An 18,902-nucleotide genomic window follows, 5' to 3' on the forward strand; every position below is an offset into this window, starting at 1 on the left:
CGCGCTTCGACTGAGGCGCTTCGCCTCTCCACCGTCGTTTCTGACGAAAGAAAGCGACCAAAGCGGGGCGAGACGCCCGCCGCAGTAGGGAAAAAATCTCGACATTTCATGAAGCCCGCGCAAATCGGTCGCACTTGCGCGAATGTGGGTCGCCTGCGCATAGTGCCAAGAAAATAACATTCAGGGAGATCCGACGTGGCGGCGCGCCCGCTATGTCGAAAAGCCAATGCGGATCAGAATCTTGGGGTCGGGCGCCGGCGGCGGCTTCCCGCAATGGAATTGCAACTGCGCGAATTGCCGGGCAGTCCGCGCCGGCGCGCCCGGTTTTTTGCCGCGCACACAGTCCTCATTGGCGGTGAGCGCCAATGGCGCCGACTGGCTGCTGCTCAACGCCTCGCCTGATCTGCGCGAGCAAATCGCCGCCACGCCCGAGCTTGCTCCGGGCCCCGACGACGGTTTGCGCGCGAGCCCGATCAAGGCGGTGGCGCTGACAAATGGCGACGTGGATCACGTCGCCGGTCTTCTCAACATGCGAGAAGCGCAGCCGTTCAGCCTCTACGCCGCAGGACGCGTTCTCGATGCGCTCGGCGCCAATCCGATTTTCACGATCCTGCAGACGCAACTCGTGCCCCGCATTGAGCTGCGCATAGAAGGAGCCGTGCCTGTCACCGGAGCGGGCATTGATCTAGGTCTCGCGATCCGCGCCTTCCCCGTTCCGGGCAAGATCGCGCTCTACCTCGAAAACGCCAATGCGCCGAACTTCGGAACAAGCGCCGGCGACACGCTGGGGCTGGAAATCATCGAAGCCGAAACTGGCGACTCGTTCTTTTACATTCCGGGATGCGCCAAAGTCGACGCGGACCTGGCCGGCCGGCTTCGGGGCGCCAAGCTTGTCTTCTTCGATGGCACGCTTTTCCACGAAAACGAGATGATCGAGCAAGGCCTGCTCGGCAAGACCGGCTCGCGCATGGGCCATATCAATGTCAGCGGCGCCGACGGCTCCATCGCCGCGTTCGCGCCACTCGACGTGAACCGCAAAATCTATGTGCACATCAACAATTCCAATCCTCTGCTCAACGAATTCTCGGACGCATATGCGACTGCCCAAGCGGCCGGCTGGGAAATCGGCGAGGATGGCATGGAGGTCGACCTGTGAATGAGATCGTAGCCATTGATTGGCGCGGCGTCGCGCCCCTTGCCCGCGACGAATTCGAAGCTGCGATCCGTGCGGTTGGCGCCGAGCGCTATCACGACAAGCACGAGTTTCATAAGCTGCTGCACGGCGGCAAGCTCAACAAGGATCAGGTCGCCGCTTGGGCGCTGAACCGCTACTGCTACCAGGAAGCGGTGCCGCGTAAGGACGCCGCTTTCATGAGCCGCGTCCATGATCGCGAGCTGCGCCGCGAGTGGATACATCGCATCCATGATCATGACGGCCTCGGCGAAGAAGGCGGCGGCATCGAGCGCTGGCTGGTGCTGACGGACGCGCTCGGCTTCTCGCGCGATTACGTGACCTCTCGGCGCGGCGCGCTGCCCGCGACAAAATTCGCCGTCGAAGCCTATGTGCGCTTTGTCGTCGAGCAGCCGCTCGTCGTTGCGGTCGCGTCTTCGCTGACCGAACTCTTCGCGCCGTCGATCCATCGCGAACGCATCGTTGGAATGCTTGAAAGTTACGACTTCGTCGACGACCAGGTGATGGCCTATTTCAAGCGCCGGCTGACCCAGGCGCCGCGCGATTCCGAATTTGCGCTCAGCTATGTGCTCGATAACGCCAAAACCCGCGCCGAACAGGAAGCCTGCGTCGGCGCCGTGCGGTTCAAATGCGACGTCTTGTGGGCGCAGCTTGACGCATTACATCACGCCTACGTCACGCCCGGGCCGATCGCGCCCGGCGCATGGCGGCCAGGAGAAGCAAATGTCTGAGGCGCATGCCGCACGGTTCGTGATCGGCCCGGACGCGCGTCCGGCCTTCACGCGCTACGCCCGGATGCATGAAGACCGCGCGCGATCCCGAACGGTTATTCTCGCGCCCGAGCGCGCCTATGAACTCGATCCGATTGGGCTGATCGTTCTGCGCGCGATCGACGGCGCAACACGCCTCGCCGATCTGTGCGCGCGCCTCGCGCAGCAATATTCCGCGCCCCTCGACATCATCACGCGTGACGTTACCGCACTGCTGCAGGGGCTCGCCGACAAGCGGCTGCTGCGCGACGGAACCGACAAATTTGCGGCGCCGCCGCCATCCGCCTTCGCCGCGTCGATCACGCCATTCGCGGGCGGACCCGCGGGGCTGCTCGCCGAGCTTACCCATCGCTGCCCGCTGCAATGTCCGTACTGCTCCAATCCGCTTGAGCTCGAGCGCTCGAATACGGAACTCACCGCCGATGAATGGGGCGAGACCTTCCGTCAGGCGGCGTCGATCGGCGCGTTGCAGCTGCATCTTTCCGGCGGCGAACCCACCGTGCGACGCGATCTTGAAGAGATACTCGCACAGGCGGTCGACGCGGGGCTCTACACCAATCTCGTCACCTCCGCCGTTATGCTGACGCGCGAGCGGTTGCAGCGTCTCGCCGAGATCGGCCTCGATCATGTGCAGGTCTCCATTCAGGATGTCGTTCCCGAGAGCGCCGACCGAATCTCGGGCTATCAGGGCGGCGTCGCCAAGAAGCGCGACGTCGCGCGATGGACGCGCGAATTCGGCATGGGGTTGACGATCAATGCGCCGATGCACCGGCAGAACATTGCGCATCTGCCGCAGATCATCGATTTCGCCGTCGAGGTCGATGCGCAGCGCATCGAGATCGCGCATATTCAATATTACGCCTGGGCGCAGATGAACCGCGCCGCGCTCATCCCGACGCGCGAAGCCTTTATGGAAACGGTCGGCATCGTCGACGAGGCGAAGAAGCGTCTCGCCGGCGTGCTCAATTTCGATTTTGTGATCCACGATCATTACGCGACGCGGCCGAAGGCCTGCACCGGCGGCTGGGGCCGATCGATCATAGCGGTGACGCCATCCGGCAAAACCCTGCCCTGCCACGCCGCGCAGACCTTGCCGGGACTCACCTTCGACAATGTGCGCGAGAGGCCGCTTGGCGACATCTGGCGAAACGGCGCAGCCTTCAATGCTTTCCGCGGCACGGATTGGATGAAGGAGCCCTGCCGTTCTTGCGAGCGCCGCGAAATCGATTTCGGCGGGTGCCGCTGTCAGGCGTTCGCGATCGCGGGCGACGCCGCGGCGACTGACCCCGCCTGCCACCTCTCGCCGGACCATGCGCGCTTTGCCGCTTACGCGGAAGTCGAATCGCACGTCTCGGCCCCGGACTTTATCTACCGACGCTATGGCGGCGCCGCGGCGTCAACGGCGCGCGCCAAGGAGCCGGCGTGATTTAACGCTGCGCCGCGCGAGGGTCGTCGCGCGGATCAAGATAGGTGATGTTCCAAGGGCCGACGCCGGTCACTTGTATCACCGTGTCGTCTTCGAAATTGACCCAATGGCCCGCTTCCGCGGGCGTCGCCGCAAAGCTGCCGGCGGCAAGCGTCTTCTCGGCGTTTGGATCGACCTTGGCTCCCTGACCGTAACGGACGACCCCCGACAACACCGTCATCGTTTCCATCCCGTTGTGCTTATGAGGTCCAATTTTATAACCCTTCGGCGCTCGCACGCGCAGGATGTAAGGTCCGCCTCCCGCAGGATCGCCGAACAGCATCGCGACTTCCGCGCCGCGCGGCAATTCCGGCGGACCCGCCTTCCATTCGAGTTTGTCTTGCGAAAAGACGGGGCCTGGAGCCTCCGCGAGGGCAGTCGAGGCTGCGAGGCTTATGGCCGCGCTCGCAACGATGGCAATGAGATTTCGCATAGCTTGCGCCTCCAACGCGCGCCCCTGGCTTGAGATAGTGCGCCGAAGACACAGAGCGGCGAAGAATTCAAAAATTCGATTTCGGTAACAAACGAGCAACTTCCACAGGGCATATTGAGCCTTGTCTCGCGGAGTTAAGGATTTGTTTCGCATAAGTTGCGTAATGGAGCTTGTCGCATGAAGTCGCGGGATACGCTTGTCCGTCTCAAACGGTTCCAGGCCGAGGAAAAACGCCGGCGCGTCGTCCAATTGAATGCAATGATCGGCGAATTCACGCGCATGGCCAATGAGCTCGACCGGGAAATTGGTCAGGAAGAGCGGCGCGCAAACATCGACGACCCCAATCATTTCGCCTATCCGACTTATGCGCGGGCGGCGCGCACCCGACGCGACAACATCCTTGCGTCGATCGCGGAACTGCGCGGCCAACTCGAAGAAGCCGAAGCGCAGTTCAAAGAGGCCAGCGAAGACTTCGCCAAGGCGCAAAGCCAGGAGGCGCGGGATCGCGGCGCCGAGCGCATGGTCGATGTCGTCGCCGAGCGGCGTCACGCCGAAATGCCGGAAGTTTTGCGCAGGGTTTAAGGCTGAAATAGCCGCCAGCGCAGGCTGCCTCGAGGCGCGCGCACCCAAACGCCAAACGTTTTTCGGCGAACGGCGCTGATCTCTTCGCCTTTGGCGAGAGCGTGGGCGACCGATGCGACATCGAAATCAAACGCTCGGAAAAAAAGCGTCGCGCCGGAACGCCCGGCATCGATGAAGGCTAATTCGAAACGCGCGAGGTCGGCGACCCAGCGCGGCTCCAATTCGCACTTTGCGACACGCGTATCGAGAAATGCAATCAGCGCCACAGCGTCCGAGCGATTTGCTGCATCTCGCGCAGCGCCGTGGATCGCCTGACGGAAAAGCGCATCGAATCGATCGCCCAATGCACGCGCTGTGAGCGGCAGCGCCCTGCGCGCATAAAGCGCGCGTTTGCCGATCAGGCTCTGAGCAAAGACTTCCGTTTCGCGCCTGTCGATTCCGGCGAGGCGCTGCGTGTCATGCATGCTCAAGCCGAAACGCATCGCCACGGCGATCGGCGCTTCGAAGAATTCCCGCCGCAGATCATCGTCGGTTAACAGGCGCGCGAGCAGCGCCTGCGTCTGCGCTAACGCCATCGCCCGTTCTCCACGAGCGCGCGTCGCGCGCGCGCCACTTCATCGATGAGTTCGCCGAACGGCGGCATTTTCTCGTCGCGCTCAAGAATGACGGCCTTGACCGGCGCGCGGGCGATCACGCGCTCATAGAGCCGCCAAACCGCGTCGCTTGTCGCGGCGTCATGGCTGTCGATCAACAGGCCGTCTCGCTCGCGTCCGCCGGCGTAGTGGATTTGCACGAGCCTGTCCCATGGCCAGCGCTCGAAGTCGCGTTCGAGATCGGCGCCGAAATTCGTTACATTCACATGCATGTTGGCGACGTCGCACAGCCAACCGCATCCGGTCGCTTCGAGCGTGCGCCACAAAAATTCAGGCTCGTCCATTTCGCCGCCTGGAATGCGCACCACGCAAGTGATGTTTTCCAAAATCAGCGGCGTCTTGATGCGCCTGCGCACCATTTCGACATTGCGCGCGACGACGTCGATCGCTTCCTGCGTAAAGGGCAGCGACGCAAGATGCCCGATGCTGATTCCGCCGGCGCGCGTGAAGCAAAGATGTTCGCTCCACCAGGGCGGATCGATGCGTTCGATCAGTGCGGCGACTTTATCGAAATAGCATGAGTCGACGCCGTCCGCGCTTCCGATCGAGAGATCGAGACCATGCGCGACGAGTGGAAAATGCGCTCCTAAAAGCTCGAGTTCAGCGAGCTTTTCTTTCGATGCGTCGAGATAATGATCAGCGATGATTTCGATAAAATCGACATCATCCCGTCGGGTGAAGAGATCGGCGCGAAACTGCGGACGATAGCCAAGTCCGGACCCGAGGGCCGGCGCGTCAATCGCGGACGCCACCATCGCTCGCTCCGCCGTCGCCGCAACTGCCGCCGCAGCTTGTTCCGCAATCGGAGCCATCGCTTCCGGAGCCGCGACTGAAGGCTTCGGCGAACATCGCCTCCGTCGTGCCCTTGAGCGGCGCGAATCCATAGAGCCCGATGAGAAACAACGCGGCGCCGTGGAACGCGCGCGCTTCGGGTCCGGGCGATCCGATGTGACCGACGGCCTCCTTCAGACGGCCGCCATAGGCAAGCCGCATCGCGTCAAGATAGGCGTGGCCGCGACGGCTCGCGTGGGTTCTGGTCAGCACATAGGCAAGCGCAAAAAGCGACGCGACCGACGCAGCTGCGAGAAAGACCAGATAGGCGACATTCACGGCGCCCGCCGTCCATTCGACATAGATCTTGGCAAGCGCCAGCCCGACGATGATCAGCGTTCCGCCGATCTGCGCGCGCCGGCGCCAGACCTTCACGGACTTGGGCTTGATCAACTCCTCCGCGGCGAGCTTGGCGCGCAGCGGCGCGAGCTGTTCCAGCAGCCAGCGCCGCAAGCGGCGATCTTCGAACAGCGCATGCGCCTTCGGCTTCGCCTGCACGGCTTCGAGCAGGCGCATCTCCATGGCGTTGAGTTCGCCCGGCTCCGGCTGCTTGTCTGCAGGAATCACGTGATCCTCCGCGGCGAGGACGACGAAGCCCCGCTGCGCAAGATCATAGATCAGCGTTCGGATGACCTGATTGACGCCGCCCTGCAGGAAGGCGACCTCCATCGCGTCGGGGCTCTGCGGCACGGGCGGCGGCGGGCGGGGATCGGTGCGATCCGCGAGCCGAATGCAAAGGTAAGTGGTCGCCAGCACGAGGATGACGACGAGGCCGAAGACGTTGAGGAATTCTGGCCCGGGAAGATTAAGGATCGCAATATTCTGCACGCCAACCGCCTCAGTTTGTGATCACGTCTTGCACAAGCCGTCGCGCCTGCAGCGTGGCGACGCCCAACACCGCCATGCCGATCGCCTGATGCGCCAGCGCCAGCGCGAGATGCGGGTCGCCGGCGAAGGGCGGCTCGACGAGCACCAACGTCGCAACGCCAAGCGCGATCTGCATGAGCACATGGCCGAACAGGATCACGGCGCCGCGGCGCGCGCGTCCTTCCGCGTTCATCCACGCGTCCAGAAGATGCCCGAGCGCCAGAGCGAAGATCAGATAGGCGATCATGCGGTGGAAGAATTGGACGGTGACCGGATTGTCGACGAGATTGGTCCAGACCGGCTCCAATCGCCACAAGACATCGGCCGGAGGAACGAAGACGCCGTCCATCAACGGCCAAGTGTTATTGACGAGTCCCGCCCGCAGTCCAGCGACAAGGCCGCCGACGAAAATCTGCAGAAACACAAAAGCCAGGATCGTCAGCGCGACCGCCTTCAGCCGACCTGCGCCCCCATGCACGAGAGAGACGGCGCGCGGTCCGAGGCCGCCAGCCACCCATAAACAGGCAGAGAAGATCAGCGCGGCGAGCAGCAAATGAATCGCGAGGCGCTCCTGCGCCACCTCGATACGGTTGACGAGGCCGGATGCGACCATCCACCAGCCGACGGCGCCCTGCAGCGCCCCGAGCGCGAGAATGCCGACAAGCTTCGGCTTCGCCGAACGCGGCAGGCGGCCGGTCGCCCAAAACCATATGAGCGGAACGGCGAAAACGACGCCGATCACCCGTCCGAGAAGACGATGCGCCCACTCCCAGGCGTAAATGTATTTGAACCCGGCGACATCCATGTCCGGGAACAGTTCCCTATATTGCGGAATCTGCTTGTATGCCTCGAACGCCTCCTGCCACTCCTGCTGGGACAGCGGCGGCAGCACGCCGGTGACGGGCTTCCATTGCACGATCGATAGGCCCGATTCGGTCAACCTAGTCGCGCCGCCGACGATGACCATCAAAAAGACCAGCCCCGCGACGATCCACAGCCAGTTGCGCACCGCCCGGGCGTTCGCCTCGGTTGCATGGTGTCTGATCGCCGGAACGGGTTGGGGAAAATGCAGCCAATCTTCCATGAGACGCCGAGGGTTGGGAGGCGGATGACGGCGGCCAGTTAAGGGATGCGGCCCTCGCTTGTCCACACCCAGCGGCCGTCTCCGGCGAGTCGGGTCAATTTGGCTGAAAACTGCGCCGCTGCGGATGTTAGAATAGCGCGGCTTGAGTCGAGGGATCAGGTGTCGGGCAAGAGCGATGAAGCGATGCGCACGATCGGCGAGGTCGCGGCGAGCCTCGACCTTCCCGCGCATGTGCTGCGCTTCTGGGAAACCCGTTTCAAGCAGATCAATCCGCTTAAGCGCGCCGGCGGGCGGCGCTTCTACCGGGAGCGCGACATTGAACTCGTGATCGCGATCCGCCGCCTGCTCTACGACGAAGGCTATACGATCAGGGGCGTGCAGCGCATCCTCAAGGAGGCTGGCGTCGAGGCGGTCCTGGCGGGCGCGGGCGCGGGGCGACGCCAAGGGGATCTGCCCGGGACTCCCTCCCCTTCCCGTCCGGGCGTGAGCGAGGGACGAATCGGGTCAACGCGTGACGAAGACGAGACGGACGCGGCCCTCTCGCCCGACAAACTGGCCGCTCTTCGCGCGCAAGACCCCGATCTTTCCGGAATCGAAGCCCAGGACGCGGCACCCGCCGTCGAACTTGACGAGCCACTTGCGCCGACTGCGGGACGCAATGAAGCCCGCCCCCTTGCCGCGCCGCAAACGCGAATCCTGCGCGAGGTTCTGGCCGAGATCGAGGAATGCAAACGCTTGCTCAAACTGACCAGGCGATAGCGACCCAGGCGTTGCCAGCGCCGCGCCGCCTCACTATAACGGCGCCAGTCGGAGTGTAGCGCAGCCCGGTTAGCGCACTTGTCTGGGGGACAAGGGGTCGTGGGTTCGAATCCCGCCACTCCGACCATTCGGGCGGCGATCAGTTCGGCAGCCGCGAGAAAAGCGCCGCGCGATCGGGGAGACCGACGAGCGAACCGTCGAAATTGAGCGGCCCGCTCACCGTCACGCGCACAGCCGCGGGCTCAAGCGGCTTGAGATGGCGGTCCATGACGCCGACGCCGCAAACCTGGGCGGGAGCGACGCTTACGACGCACTGCGCATAAAGAGGGTCGCTCGGCAGGAGCGAGCCATAGGCAAATGTGATCTGGTCGGAACGCGAGTTGAAAACATTGAAGGCGTCGACCTGCAGCCGCCAGCCATCCGCCCATCGATAGCCCAGTCGCGCGTTCAACGTGCCGGTGGCCGGGGAATTGAAATAACCGTCCTCAGTGAGCGCCCTGGCCCCGAAATAGCGATATTTCAGCGCGCCGAACCATCCGGTCGTCTCGCCGAGCTCCAATCCGCCCATCGCCGTCACCGCGATGGCGTTCGACAGATAATTGCCGGGCGCATTGCCCAAGAATGTCCCATAAGACAATGCGTCAGGCGTCATCAAATCGAGCCACGCCAAGCTCTGCGCAACGTCGACGCCGCGGTAGCGCGCATGAACGAGCGCCACGTCGCCGTCAAATCTGATCCAGGAATTCGGCGCGTATTTGTTGGCGAGTTCGACGCCATATCTGCGACTCGGGCGACCGAAGATGGTCGTGCCGCTATCGCCGACGAACTGGTTCTCCGATTCGAGATTGAGCCAGAACAGGCTGATGCTGGAATCGAGTCCCTCGATGAATTTGGCGCGGGCGCCAATCTCGGCGCCGCGTGATTTCACCAGCAGCGGAATTGAAGCCGCCTGAACGAAACCGTCATTGTCCGCAAGTTCGGCTGTGGAGACTCGCAGCACCGTTCCCCGTGCGTCGGTCGAGTGGAAGCCTTCGCCGTAATTGGCGTAGAATTCCGTCTTGTAGAAGGGGCCGACGATGATCGAGAGCTTCGGGCTGAACAGCGACGCGTTCTTGACGCCCTGGTTGAACGCTCCCGTGAGAAGAAACGCCGGCAGGCCGGCGCTCGTCACAAGTTTCGGCGCGTCCAACAGTGTCTGGCGCGAGCTGACGGCGGCGTTGTAATAGTCGAAGCGCGCGCCGGCGACGGTCTTCAGCCAGGGCGTCCAGCGCACCGACGTATCGGTCCAGAGGCCGATGCTGCCTTCGCCGACCGCATTGTTGCTGAGCGTGTCATAGAGCTGTCGACGCACGCTCTCCTGCAGGCCAAGCCGAATGTCGTCGTAGCGTCCCTGAAAGCCGACGCGCGTTTCGACCGGCGCGCCATTAACGTCGGCCCATCTGATCGCATGCTGCGCGTTGACGCCAACGAGCGTGCGATCGTCGAACTGACGGATCTGGTCGCCCAAATCCTGATGCGCCAGGAAATAGGTGTAAGTGCTGTAGAGGTCCAAGGTCGAATGGACGACATAGGCTTCGACGCGCGTGGCGTGATCGCCTTCAACCTGACTCCAGCGCGACGAGAGCGAGAAGCGCGAGGTCGCGCCGCCGGCGGTGGGGTCCATCGTGCCCCATAGCGACAGCAACCCGGCGCTGACCGCGCGACTCGGAATTTGGTCCGTTCCGTACCATTTGTTGGCGTAGCCCATGAAGGTCACGGAGGCGCCGTCTTCCTGCGTGCCGCGCGACCAGCGCAACACGCTGTTGAGGCGCCACATATTGTCGCCGCGCTCCCAGGGTCCGTTGTAATATTGCGCTTCGACCGCGCCATAGGCGGAGCCTCCGGCGAAATCCTGGTAAGGCGCGACGGCGAGCGCGCGCGCATAGCCGAAACTGCCGCCGGTGAGCAGGAAGAAGCCTTTGTCGATCCTGTCCTTGTATTGCATGTAGATCGAACCCGCCGACGAGAAGTCGCCGTCCTGCGCGTCATACGGCCCTTTGCGGGCAAGGACGTAGGACAGGAGTTCGGGGATCAGAAAATTGCTGTCAGCGTAGCCCTGGGCATGGCCATGGGTGCGCATATTGAGCGGCATGCCGTCGAGATAGAGCGCCAGATCGGTGCCATGGTCGAGATTGAATCCGCGCAGGAAATACTGGTTCGCCTTGCCTTCGCCGCTGTGCTGCGTGACGACCAGTCCCGGCACGATCTCCAGCGCGTCGCCGGGGCGCGCGAAGGGAAGCGCGTTGACCTCCTTGCCGGTGAAGAACTTTTCGCTTGAGGCGGTGATCGGCGGCGGCTGGGGTCCAGAAGGCTCCGCCGGTGGTCGACTGACCGCAGCGACGACCGGCGAAGCGCGCGGCGGCTGCGAAGCCGGACGAACGCGCGCTACGGGTCCTGGCGCGGGCGCGTGAGAACGGGCTGCTGGAGCAGTCCGACGCCCCCCGACTTGGATTGTGGGAAGCGCGGTTTGAGCCTGTGCGGTGAACGAAGGCGGCGCCGCAAAGACTGCGCTAAGAAAGCAGACCAAGGCTGAACGAGATGACATCAAGGACTCCGCAGCAAACATGGGCCATCACTGCGAAGGGTCGTGTCGATTGGGCGCGAACGCGCCGTCAGCCGGCTTAACCGCGCCCTGCGGGAACCTCACAGACTGTATGCGTCAAACTTGCTTTTCAGCAAGTCGATGAAATGGCGCGCTATTATCTCGCGCGCACTTTTCTCAGGAGTGATGCAGAAACATCACGGGTCGTCTTGAGGGAGCGCGCGCCTGGCGAGATGCGCCCCTCACTCAGGCTTCTTCAACCTTGGCCATGCTCACGGGGTGACTGATTGGCGCCGCCCTAACTTCCAAGCCGGCTCGACAATCGGGCTCGAGTGATATCATGGCGCCGCGCTTTGAACGTTTTGAGCAGGTGGAGCTCGTGCATGACGCGGGCGCGATCACCGGCGAAAGCCCGACATGGTCCGAGCGCGAGCAGCGCCTCTATTGGATTGACATCGAAGAGCCTGCTTTACACAGATTCGATCCCAGCAGCGGCGAAGACCAGCGGTGGATTATGCCGTGCCAGATCGGCGCCTTTGCGCTCTGCCGCAGCGACGAGATTCTCGCCGCCTTGCGGCTGGGACTTGCAAGGATCTCCCTTTTTGAGGGCGGGTTCGCCTCGCTCAATGCGCTTCCATACAATCCGCTCACACACCGATTCAATGAAGGCAAATGCGACGCTCGCGGCCGCTTTTGGATTGGCGCGAAATATGATCCGTTGCCGAGCGCGCGCAGCGCAAGCGCCGCCGGCCCTCTCAGCGGCGCGGCGCCGGTTCATTTTCTTGCTCATGGACAGGCGCTGCGTCCGGCGGCCGCGAGTGCGGTGATCGCCAATGGCATGGCTTGGAGTCCGGACAATCGCATCATGTATTTTGCGGATACGCCCACGCGCACGGTGACGGCTTTTGATTTCGACATTGAAAGCGGCGCCCTATCGTCTCCGCGGGTCTTTGCGGATTTCGAGCAATCTGACGGTAAGCCTGACGGCGCCGCGGTCGACAGCGAAGGCTTCTACTGGTGCGCGCTGTATGGCGGCGGGCGCATCGTGCGCATCGCGCCATATGGCGCCATAAGCCGCGAAATTCGTCTGCCGGTCAGCCAACCGACGATGTGCGCGTTCGGAGACGCAGATTATCGCTCGCTCTATGTCACCTCCGCATCGCAGGGCGTTTCAAAGCAGCAGGAGCCTCATGCAGGCGGCATTTTTCGCTGTCGGCCGGGCGTGGAAGGACGTCCGCCCAACCTCTTTGCGGACGAGGCGCCGTCATGAGGCCGGCGTTTGCGCGCTCTGCGCTTCGAGAATGGCGCGTCATCTTAAGTGGAAGGGGTCGCCCCGGCGGCGCGGCTCGACGCAAGCCCCGCGACGGTCGAAGCACGCCACGACGCAAGCTCTACGCTGGCCGCTCTCGAGCACGCGCATCGGGACGGCGCGGCGTTCAATTTCCTGCGCGAGATCGCCTGGATGCGCATTGTCGGTGCGCGCAGCCGCGTTAGGTAGCTTTCGGTTCGCAACCTCAATATATGAGGCGCGCCATGCCTCGGCTCGCAGAGACGGCACTGATCCTGTTCCTATTGGCGACGGTCAACGCCAGCCTGTTTGGCATCATCTATAAAATGCTGCGCTAGGCGGCCGGCGTGGTCGGCGTCGGCTTATGCGCTACTCTTGCCAACACGGATTGTCTAAGCGGCGGTTGAACTCGGCGCGCTTTACGCAGACGCCGTGTTCGGGAGGCGCGCTATATGAAACTCTACCATGGCTTGCGCGGCAGTGACGGCCGCTTCGTCTCGCGCGCATCGCACCATCAACATTATGATAGACGAGCCAAGGCGGGCCAATGAAAGTCCTTCTGGTTGGTGCGACCGGCCTCATCGGCTCAAGCATTCTCGCAAAACTTCTCACGGCCGGCCATGCGGTGATCGCCGTATCGCGCGGGCGCGCCAACGTCCGACGGCAATTTCCTCAGGCGCAATGGGTGTCGATCGATCTGAGAAGCGTCGACTCCGCGCAAGAATGGACGCCCTATCTCGAGGGCGTCGACGCCGTCGTCAATTGCGCGGGGGTGCTTGGCGGAAGCGGGTCCGATTCCACTGACGCCGCGCATAGCCATGGCCCAGCCACCTTGTTTGCGGCCTGCGAACAGGCCGGCGTCAAGCGCGTCATTCATTTCTCCGCCATCGGCGTCGACCGGCAGACGCCAAGCGAATTCTCGAAGAGCAAGGCGGAAGGCGACGCCGCCCTAAAAGCCACGGGACTCGACTGGGTCATTCTGCGGCCTTCCGTCGTCTTCGGGCGCCGCGCTTACGGCGGCAGCGCGCTGTTTCGGGGACTGGCGGCGTTGCCAATCCTCCCCCGCTTCCGGAACGCGGGGGAACTGCAGATCGTCCAGCTCGACGACGTCGTGGCGACGGTGCTTTTTTTTCTCGCGCCCTCGGCGCCCGCACGTGTGGAGCTGGAGATCGTCGGACCGCAGCGCCTGACCTTCAACGAGGTCGTCGCGAACTATCGCAAATGGCTCGGATCGCGCCCCGCCCTGCTCGTTGACGTCCCTGACCGGCTGATCGACTGGATGTATCGCCTCGGAGATTTCTTCGCTTGGCTGGGATGGCGCACGCCGATCCGCAGCATCGCCAAACAGGAAATGGTCCGCGGCGCCATCGGCGATCCCACGCAATGGACAGACATGACGGGAATCAAACCGCAGTCGCTTGAAGCGGCGCTTATGGCCGAGCCCGCCGACGTGCGCGAAAAATGGTTTGCGCGCATCTACGCGCTCAAACCGCTGATCTTCGCCGTTACGGCGCTGTTCTGGATTTCGACCGCGCTGGTCTCTTACGGACCGGGATGGGACATGGGGCTCGGGCTTTTGTACGAGGGCGGACTGTCAGGCCCAATCGCGCCGCTGGCCGTGATCGCGGGCGCCACATCCGATCTTATCATCGGCGTCGCCATCGCCTTTCGCCGCACATCGAAAGTTGCGCTGCTCGCCGCGCTTGTCCTATCCTTCGTGTACCTCATCCTCGGAACCATCCTCGTGCCGCGACTCTGGAGGGATCCGCTCGGGCCGATGTTGAAGATCTGGTCGGTGATGGTGCTCAACGTCGTTTCTCTGGCGATTGTCGACGACCGGTGATTTATCTCCTCCTCAAATACATTCACGTCATCGGCGCCGCAGTATTGCTTGGCACGGGCGCCGGAATCGCGTTCTTCATGCTGATGGCGCATTTCTCCCGCTCCGTGCCGGTCATCGCCGGAGTGGCGCGCATCGTCGTGATCGCGGACTTCGTCTTTACCACTTCGGCCGTGGTGGTTCAGCCCATCACCGGCGTCGCGCTCACATGGCTAGCCGGCTATTCGCTCACCGAAGGCTGGATCGCGCTCTCAATCGCGCTGTATCTTTTGACCGGCGCGTTCTGGTTGCCTGTCGTGTGGATGCAGATGCGCATCCGCGATCTCGCGCAAGCTGCGATGGCGGCGAACCAGCCGCTACCGCAGATCTACCATCGACTTTTCTGGTGGTGGTTCGCTTTCGGCTTTCCGGCGTTCGGCGCCGTTATGACGATCATATGGCTGATGATCGCCAAGCCGCTGATCTTCTGACGCCGCGCGACCGTCCCCAGACGCGCGAGGGTTTCCCTATCGCGTGTACCAGACGTAGATGATGGAAAAGGCCAAAGCCAGCGCAAAGCCAATCATGACGTTGCGTATAAAGCCCCCGCCGAACTCATCCATGTTGCGTCTCCAATGGTCGCACGCCGCAGCGGACAATCTGGCGTAAGCCTGCGAATGGCGCAACAGCAGTCTCCCCGCGGCGTCTGCATTTTGTCTCGCCACATTCTTCAGTATAGTCGCGCCCGGGCGCTATTTGGATTCCCGCCGCGCCCGCCTATAGACCCGCCGGAAGGAAGGATGCCGATGAAGGACGATCTCGGCGCGCTGTCCGTCGTTCTAAACCGGAGCACGGAAACGCCGGGACGACTGTCCGGCGCGAGCTTCGTCGTCAAGGAGAACATCGACGTCGCGGGAAACGTCTCGGCCAACGGCCATCCGAAATGGGCGGCGACCCACGCCCCTGCCGAGCGCGACGCCCCCGTCGTCGCCCGATTGCTCGATGCGGGCGCGCGGCTCGTCGGCAAGACGCAAATGGACGAGATGGCCTATAGCCTGCTCGGCGCCAATCCGCATTACGGCACGCCGATCAATCCGGCCGCGCAAAATCGTCACCCCGGCGGCTCGTCTTCCGGCTCTGCGGTCGCTGTCGCCGCCGGCCTCGTCAATTTCGCCATCGGCACCGACACCGCCGGCTCCTGTCGCGCGCCGGCGGCCTTTTGCGGGGTTTTTGGCTTCCGCGCGTCGCATGGCGCCGCGCCGATGGATGGAGTCATTCCGCTTGCGCCGTCCTTCGACGCCATCGGCTGGTTCGCCCGCGACATCGGCGTCATGGCCTCCGTCGGCGAGGCTTTGTTGCCGGAAAACGCGGAGAACGCCGAACTCAAAGAAGCCGTGCTGCTCACCGACGCCTTCTCGGGAGTCGGGATGGATTTCGCTTCGGCGGCGGCGGATCCCGTCGACGCTCTGAAGGCTTCCGGCCCCTGGCGGGAAGCGACGCTCGGCGACGACTTCTTCACGACGGCGCTCGGACATTTCCGCAACATGCAGGCCTTCGAGGCCTGGGCCTCGCATGGCGCGTGGATTTCGGCGAACAGCCCGACTTTCGGCAAGGGCGTCGAGCAGCGTTTCGCCTATGCGGCGAAGGTCACGGCCGACCAAAAGAAAGCCGCTGAAAGTTTCCGCGAGGAGGCGCGCAAGAAAATCGACGCGCTCCTCGGTTCGCAAGGCTTCCTCGTGTCGCCGACGGCGCCGTTTCGCGCGCCGCTGCTCACCGAAAGCGAGGAAACGCTCGACGCCAAGCGCTATCAGATGATGCGCCTGTTTCTCATCGCAAGCTTCTTTGGCCTGCCGCAGATCAGCATTCCCCTTCCGACAAGCGATGCGCCCGTTGCGCTCTCTTTCATCGGCCGACGCGGCTCGGACCACGCGCTGATCGGCCTTGCGCAGCGCTTCTGCGCGCAGATGAAGCCGTCTCTTTGAGTATTTTCTATACGCAACCGGGTTGTCATTTCCGGCGGGCCGAAGGCCTGACCGGGAATCCAGAGCAAAATCCTCTCCGCGTCGCAACTCTGGATTCCCGATCGCGCTTCGCGCGTCGGGAATGACATAGCGGAGCCGCCAGACACATAATCATCCGCTCAGAGGCGGACCGTGTCCGAGCAGATCCTTGATCCGCCCTGTCAGCCGCTCGCGCACGTCGCGATAGGAGTCGAGAATAGCCTCACGCGAGCCCTGCGCGGCGGTCGCGTCGGGCGTCGGCCAGTAGACGACGTCGACGGCCATCGTGCGCGTAAACTCCAGCGCCTTGTGATGCGCCTCGGGCGACAGCGTCACGATCAGATCGAAATTGGAATCTTCGAGATCTTCGAACGTGTGCGGCTTATGCGCTGAAATGTCGACGCCGATCTCGTCCATCGCGGCTATGGCGAAAGGGTCAGGGGCCCCGCGCTTCAGACCAGCGGAAGCGAAATAGGTTTCGCGGCCGAAATAATACCGCGCGATCGCCTCCGCCATCGGCGATCGGACAGTGTTCAGCGTGCAGGCGAAGAGAATGGATTGGGGACGCGCCACGTTGCTCACGCATTCTTATCGCTGGCTTTGCGCTGACTGACGGTCTCGTTCGATGAACGCCGCAAGCTCCTTCGTCTGGTCCGTGAACAATTGCAGTTCGTTGATGTCGAGCGGCTCGCTCACATGCTGCATCAGCAGCAGATCTCGGCCGTCGGAGAAGTCCGGCGCCAGCCCGCAATAGAAAAATCCCTGACGGCGCGCGCTCTCAACCAGGAGCGGCAAGCCCGGGTCGTCGACATGCGCGGAAAGCTGCACGGCGCGCGCGCCGAGCCCGCTGACGTCGCTCACCGCCTGGCTCAATTCGATGCTGGCGTTCGATCCGATCATCTCGAAGCGAATCCTGCCATAGCCCCATGGGTTGACCATGACGCTCGTCATCGACCGGGTCTCTGTTGGCGTTCCGCTCTCGCGGAGAGAAACGCCGACCCCGAGACGGTCGTATGTCGTCGTCATGACGTCGCGATACGCCGGAGGCGCGACGATCTCGCATGCCCGCCCGGCTTCCAGGAAGCGGAACGTCAGCAGAAAACTCTGGCGCTGTCCGGCCGTGGGAACAGGCAGATCCTTCGAATGCGAGGTTTCGGGCGCCGCGCCGAGCAGGATCGCGCATGTCGGCATGCCGGCCCGCTCGTCGTTGCGCTGTGAAAATGTATGAGTCGTAACCGGCTCGGCGTAGATCCCGACGAGCCCGAGTTTCGTGGCCTCGTTCGTCAGCCGCTCGGTCATGCGCTCCAGGAGATGGCGTCCCCGGTAGGACGGAAGCACGACCGCTTCGCCGCGTTCGGCGATCGCCGCGCCGGGCTCGCGCTCGAGCGCGACATGGCCGATGACCTCGCCGCGCGCATCGCGGGTCACGACCGGAATGAGCTCTCCGCTTTCGACCTTCCGCCAATAGCGATGCGGAGAAAAGACTTCCCGGTGAACGTAATTATGTCCGTAGACCGCCAGAAAGCAGCGCGCGATCGCCGCCGAGTCGTCCTGCCGAGGCACGTCGATCCGCACCGTTTCCGTCGTCTCTGCGGCTTCGTCGATCGACTCGTCGTGACGTTCCGCCGCTTCGCGAGAGGGGGCGAAACCGCGATGGATCGTGATCTCCCATCCGTCGACGCCGCGTTCCCGGTAGGATAATCCCGCATCTCGCCGTACCTGCGCGCTCAGTGAACCAACGACAGCGGAAAATCGGGAATGGCCGTTGAGCAGAATCCGTGCGCGCGCCTCGCCTTTGGAGGAGGACAGAAGAACCGCCGCGCGCTCTCCGTTGGTGCGCGACCCGCAGAGAATCTGCCATGTTTGCGCGGCGTCGGCGGCGATCAGGTTCGCGGTCATCGGCGGAACCCCCTCGACCAGCGACGCTTCGCGAACGAAGGCGCGGAGCAGTTCGCCGCCTTCAACTTCCATCGACAGCCGCAGCTCGGCTAAATGATCCGAATTACTTTTGCCCATGCGGATTATTCCATGATGACAATGTGACAGCGCTAAGCCTTGCGCCGCAGCGCTCTCGACAGTGGCGACCGAGCGCGGCGCTCAGCCCTTCCAGTGCAGCGCCGTGATCAGCGTGAAGATACGGCGCGCCGTATCCTGATCTGTGTCGATCTTGCCTTTCAAGCGTTCGAGGAGAAGCTGCGCGCCTTCGTTATGGAGGCCACGACGCCCCATGTCGATCGCCTCGATCCTGCTCGGGGTCGCATGGCGGATCGCCGCGTAATAGCTTTCGCAAATCATGAAATAATCTTTGAGAATGCGCCTGAAAGGCGTCAGCGAGAGAATGTGCGTGACGAGGCAGACGCCCTCCGCGTCGCAAATCTTAAATACGAGTTTGGCGTCAACGAGCGAGATCAGCAGCTCATAAGGTCCGCCATGATGGCCAATCAGCGCGAAACTGTTTTCCTCGATGAGATCGTAGATCGCGATGGCGCGCTCATGCTCCTGATCCGCCGAGCCGCGGCCGATCGAGTTTTCGTCGAGCGTGACGGAGATCAGCCGCTTCGACTCGTTTGACTCCACC

The 18,902-nt window shown here is 63.1% G+C and carries 19 protein-coding genes and 1 tRNA gene; 11 read left to right on the forward strand and 9 right to left on the reverse strand.

The genetic code is table 11. The annotated features are described in order from the left end of the window. Positions 1 to 226: 226 nt before the first annotated feature. Genes pqqB through pqqE form a run of 3 tightly spaced genes read left to right on the forward strand, consistent with a single transcriptional unit; the run spans position 227 to position 3,388 of the window. A complete protein-coding gene (pqqB, locus tag A3OO_RS0115280; protein WP_026223027.1) occupies positions 227 to 1,156 on the forward strand; it encodes a pyrroloquinoline quinone biosynthesis protein PqqB in 930 nt (309 codons plus the stop codon). Continuing rightward, positions 1,153 to 1,923, forward strand: coding sequence for a pyrroloquinoline-quinone synthase PqqC (gene pqqC / locus A3OO_RS0115285; protein WP_018408711.1), 771 nt, complete (start codon positions 1,153 to 1,155; stop codon positions 1,921 to 1,923). The genes pqqB and pqqC overlap by 4 nt, the downstream gene beginning before the upstream one ends. After that, on the forward strand, positions 1,916 to 3,388 hold the full coding sequence (pqqE, locus tag A3OO_RS0115290; protein ID WP_018408712.1) for a pyrroloquinoline quinone biosynthesis protein PqqE: 1,473 nt from the start codon (positions 1,916 to 1,918) through the stop codon (positions 3,386 to 3,388). The genes pqqC and pqqE overlap by 8 nt, the downstream gene beginning before the upstream one ends. Position 3,389: 1 nt before the next feature. Here the strand turns inward: pqqE and A3OO_RS0115295 are convergent, their stop codons facing one another. Then, entirely contained in the window at positions 3,390 to 3,860 is a 471-nt protein-coding gene (locus A3OO_RS0115295) for a cupin domain-containing protein (RefSeq protein ID WP_018408713.1), read from the reverse strand. A gap of 177 nt (positions 3,861 to 4,037) precedes the next feature. On the opposite strand from A3OO_RS0115295, the gene A3OO_RS0115300 reads away from it, so the two are divergent. Next, a complete protein-coding gene (locus A3OO_RS0115300; protein WP_018408714.1) occupies positions 4,038 to 4,442 on the forward strand; it encodes a flagellar export protein FliJ in 405 nt (134 codons plus the stop codon). Here A3OO_RS0115300 and A3OO_RS21765 read toward each other — a convergent pair. The 4 genes from A3OO_RS21765 to A3OO_RS0115320 are packed head-to-tail and all read right to left on the reverse strand — an operon-like array spanning position 4,439 to position 7,877. Beyond that, a complete protein-coding gene (locus tag A3OO_RS21765; RefSeq protein ID WP_018408715.1) occupies positions 4,439 to 5,017 on the reverse strand; it encodes an SCO6045 C-terminal-like domain-containing protein in 579 nt (192 codons plus the stop codon). The genes A3OO_RS0115300 and A3OO_RS21765 overlap by 4 nt on opposite strands. After that, a complete protein-coding gene (locus A3OO_RS0115310) occupies positions 5,008 to 5,850 on the reverse strand; it encodes an MbnB/TglH/ChrH family RiPP precursor modification enzyme (protein WP_018408716.1) in 843 nt (280 codons plus the stop codon). Before A3OO_RS0115310 ends, A3OO_RS21765 begins: the two co-directional genes overlap by 10 nt. Then, positions 5,831 to 6,754, reverse strand: a complete 924-nt coding sequence (locus A3OO_RS0115315) for a TIGR04222 domain-containing membrane protein (protein WP_018408717.1) — start codon at positions 6,752 to 6,754, stop codon at positions 5,831 to 5,833. The genes A3OO_RS0115310 and A3OO_RS0115315 overlap by 20 nt, the downstream gene beginning before the upstream one ends. 10 nt (positions 6,755 to 6,764) lie before the next feature. Then, entirely contained in the window at positions 6,765 to 7,877 is a 1,113-nt protein-coding gene (locus A3OO_RS0115320; RefSeq protein ID WP_018408718.1) for a COX15/CtaA family protein, read from the reverse strand. A gap of 159 nt (positions 7,878 to 8,036) precedes the next feature. Between A3OO_RS0115320 and A3OO_RS0115325 the strand changes: the two genes are divergently transcribed. Next, the gene (locus A3OO_RS0115325) at positions 8,037 to 8,636 is read left to right on the forward strand and encodes a MerR family transcriptional regulator (RefSeq protein WP_018408719.1); all 600 of its coding nucleotides are present in this window, start codon (positions 8,037 to 8,039) and stop codon (positions 8,634 to 8,636) included. Between the two features lie 49 nt (positions 8,637 to 8,685). Beyond that, positions 8,686 to 8,763, forward strand: a tRNA-Pro gene (locus tag A3OO_RS0115330). A 12-nt stretch (positions 8,764 to 8,775) separates the two neighbouring features. On the opposite strand, the gene A3OO_RS0115335 is transcribed toward A3OO_RS0115330, so the two are convergent. Beyond that, complete coding sequence (locus A3OO_RS0115335) at positions 8,776 to 11,220, reverse strand: TonB-dependent receptor (protein ID WP_026223029.1); 2,445 nt, start codon at positions 11,218 to 11,220, stop codon at positions 8,776 to 8,778. Positions 11,221 to 11,557: 337 nt separating this feature from the next. Here A3OO_RS0115335 and A3OO_RS0115340 point away from each other — a divergent pair, with 337 nt between their 5' ends. The 5 genes from A3OO_RS0115340 to A3OO_RS0115370 all read left to right on the forward strand — a co-directional run bounded on the left by A3OO_RS0115340 (position 11,558) and on the right by A3OO_RS0115370 (position 16,306). Then, on the forward strand, positions 11,558 to 12,487 hold the full coding sequence (locus A3OO_RS0115340) for an SMP-30/gluconolactonase/LRE family protein (protein ID WP_018408722.1): 930 nt from the start codon (positions 11,558 to 11,560) through the stop codon (positions 12,485 to 12,487). Positions 12,488 to 12,535: 48 nt separating this feature from the next. After that, positions 12,536 to 12,715, forward strand: coding sequence for a hypothetical protein (locus A3OO_RS0115345; RefSeq protein WP_018408723.1), 180 nt, complete (start codon positions 12,536 to 12,538; stop codon positions 12,713 to 12,715). Between the two features lie 337 nt (positions 12,716 to 13,052). Continuing rightward, positions 13,053 to 14,348, forward strand: a complete 1,296-nt coding sequence (locus tag A3OO_RS0115355) for an SDR family oxidoreductase (protein ID WP_018408725.1) — start codon at positions 13,053 to 13,055, stop codon at positions 14,346 to 14,348. Further along, on the forward strand, positions 14,345 to 14,815 hold the full coding sequence (locus tag A3OO_RS0115360; RefSeq protein WP_018408726.1) for a DUF2269 family protein: 471 nt from the start codon (positions 14,345 to 14,347) through the stop codon (positions 14,813 to 14,815). The genes A3OO_RS0115355 and A3OO_RS0115360 overlap by 4 nt, the downstream gene beginning before the upstream one ends. 315 nt (positions 14,816 to 15,130) lie before the next feature. Then, on the forward strand, positions 15,131 to 16,306 hold the full coding sequence (locus tag A3OO_RS0115370; RefSeq protein ID WP_040573924.1) for an amidase: 1,176 nt from the start codon (positions 15,131 to 15,133) through the stop codon (positions 16,304 to 16,306). A 150-nt stretch (positions 16,307 to 16,456) separates the two neighbouring features. On the opposite strand, the gene A3OO_RS0115375 is transcribed toward A3OO_RS0115370, so the two are convergent. The 3 genes from A3OO_RS0115375 to A3OO_RS0115385 all read right to left on the reverse strand — a co-directional run bounded on the left by A3OO_RS0115375 (position 16,457) and on the right by A3OO_RS0115385 (position 18,901). Beyond that, a complete protein-coding gene (locus tag A3OO_RS0115375) occupies positions 16,457 to 16,906 on the reverse strand; it encodes an arsenate-mycothiol transferase ArsC (protein ID WP_040573456.1) in 450 nt (149 codons plus the stop codon). A 6-nt stretch (positions 16,907 to 16,912) separates the two neighbouring features. Next, a complete protein-coding gene (locus tag A3OO_RS0115380; RefSeq protein ID WP_018408730.1) occupies positions 16,913 to 18,340 on the reverse strand; it encodes a GNAT family N-acetyltransferase in 1,428 nt (475 codons plus the stop codon). Between the two features lie 81 nt (positions 18,341 to 18,421). Continuing rightward, positions 18,422 to 18,901, reverse strand: coding sequence for a UPF0262 family protein (locus tag A3OO_RS0115385; protein ID WP_018408731.1), 480 nt, complete (start codon positions 18,899 to 18,901; stop codon positions 18,422 to 18,424). Position 18,902 lies beyond the last annotated feature (1 nt).

It is taken from the genome of Methylocystis rosea SV97, from assembly GCF_000372845.1.
Lineage (GTDB): Bacteria > Pseudomonadota > Alphaproteobacteria > Rhizobiales > Beijerinckiaceae > Methylocystis > Methylocystis rosea.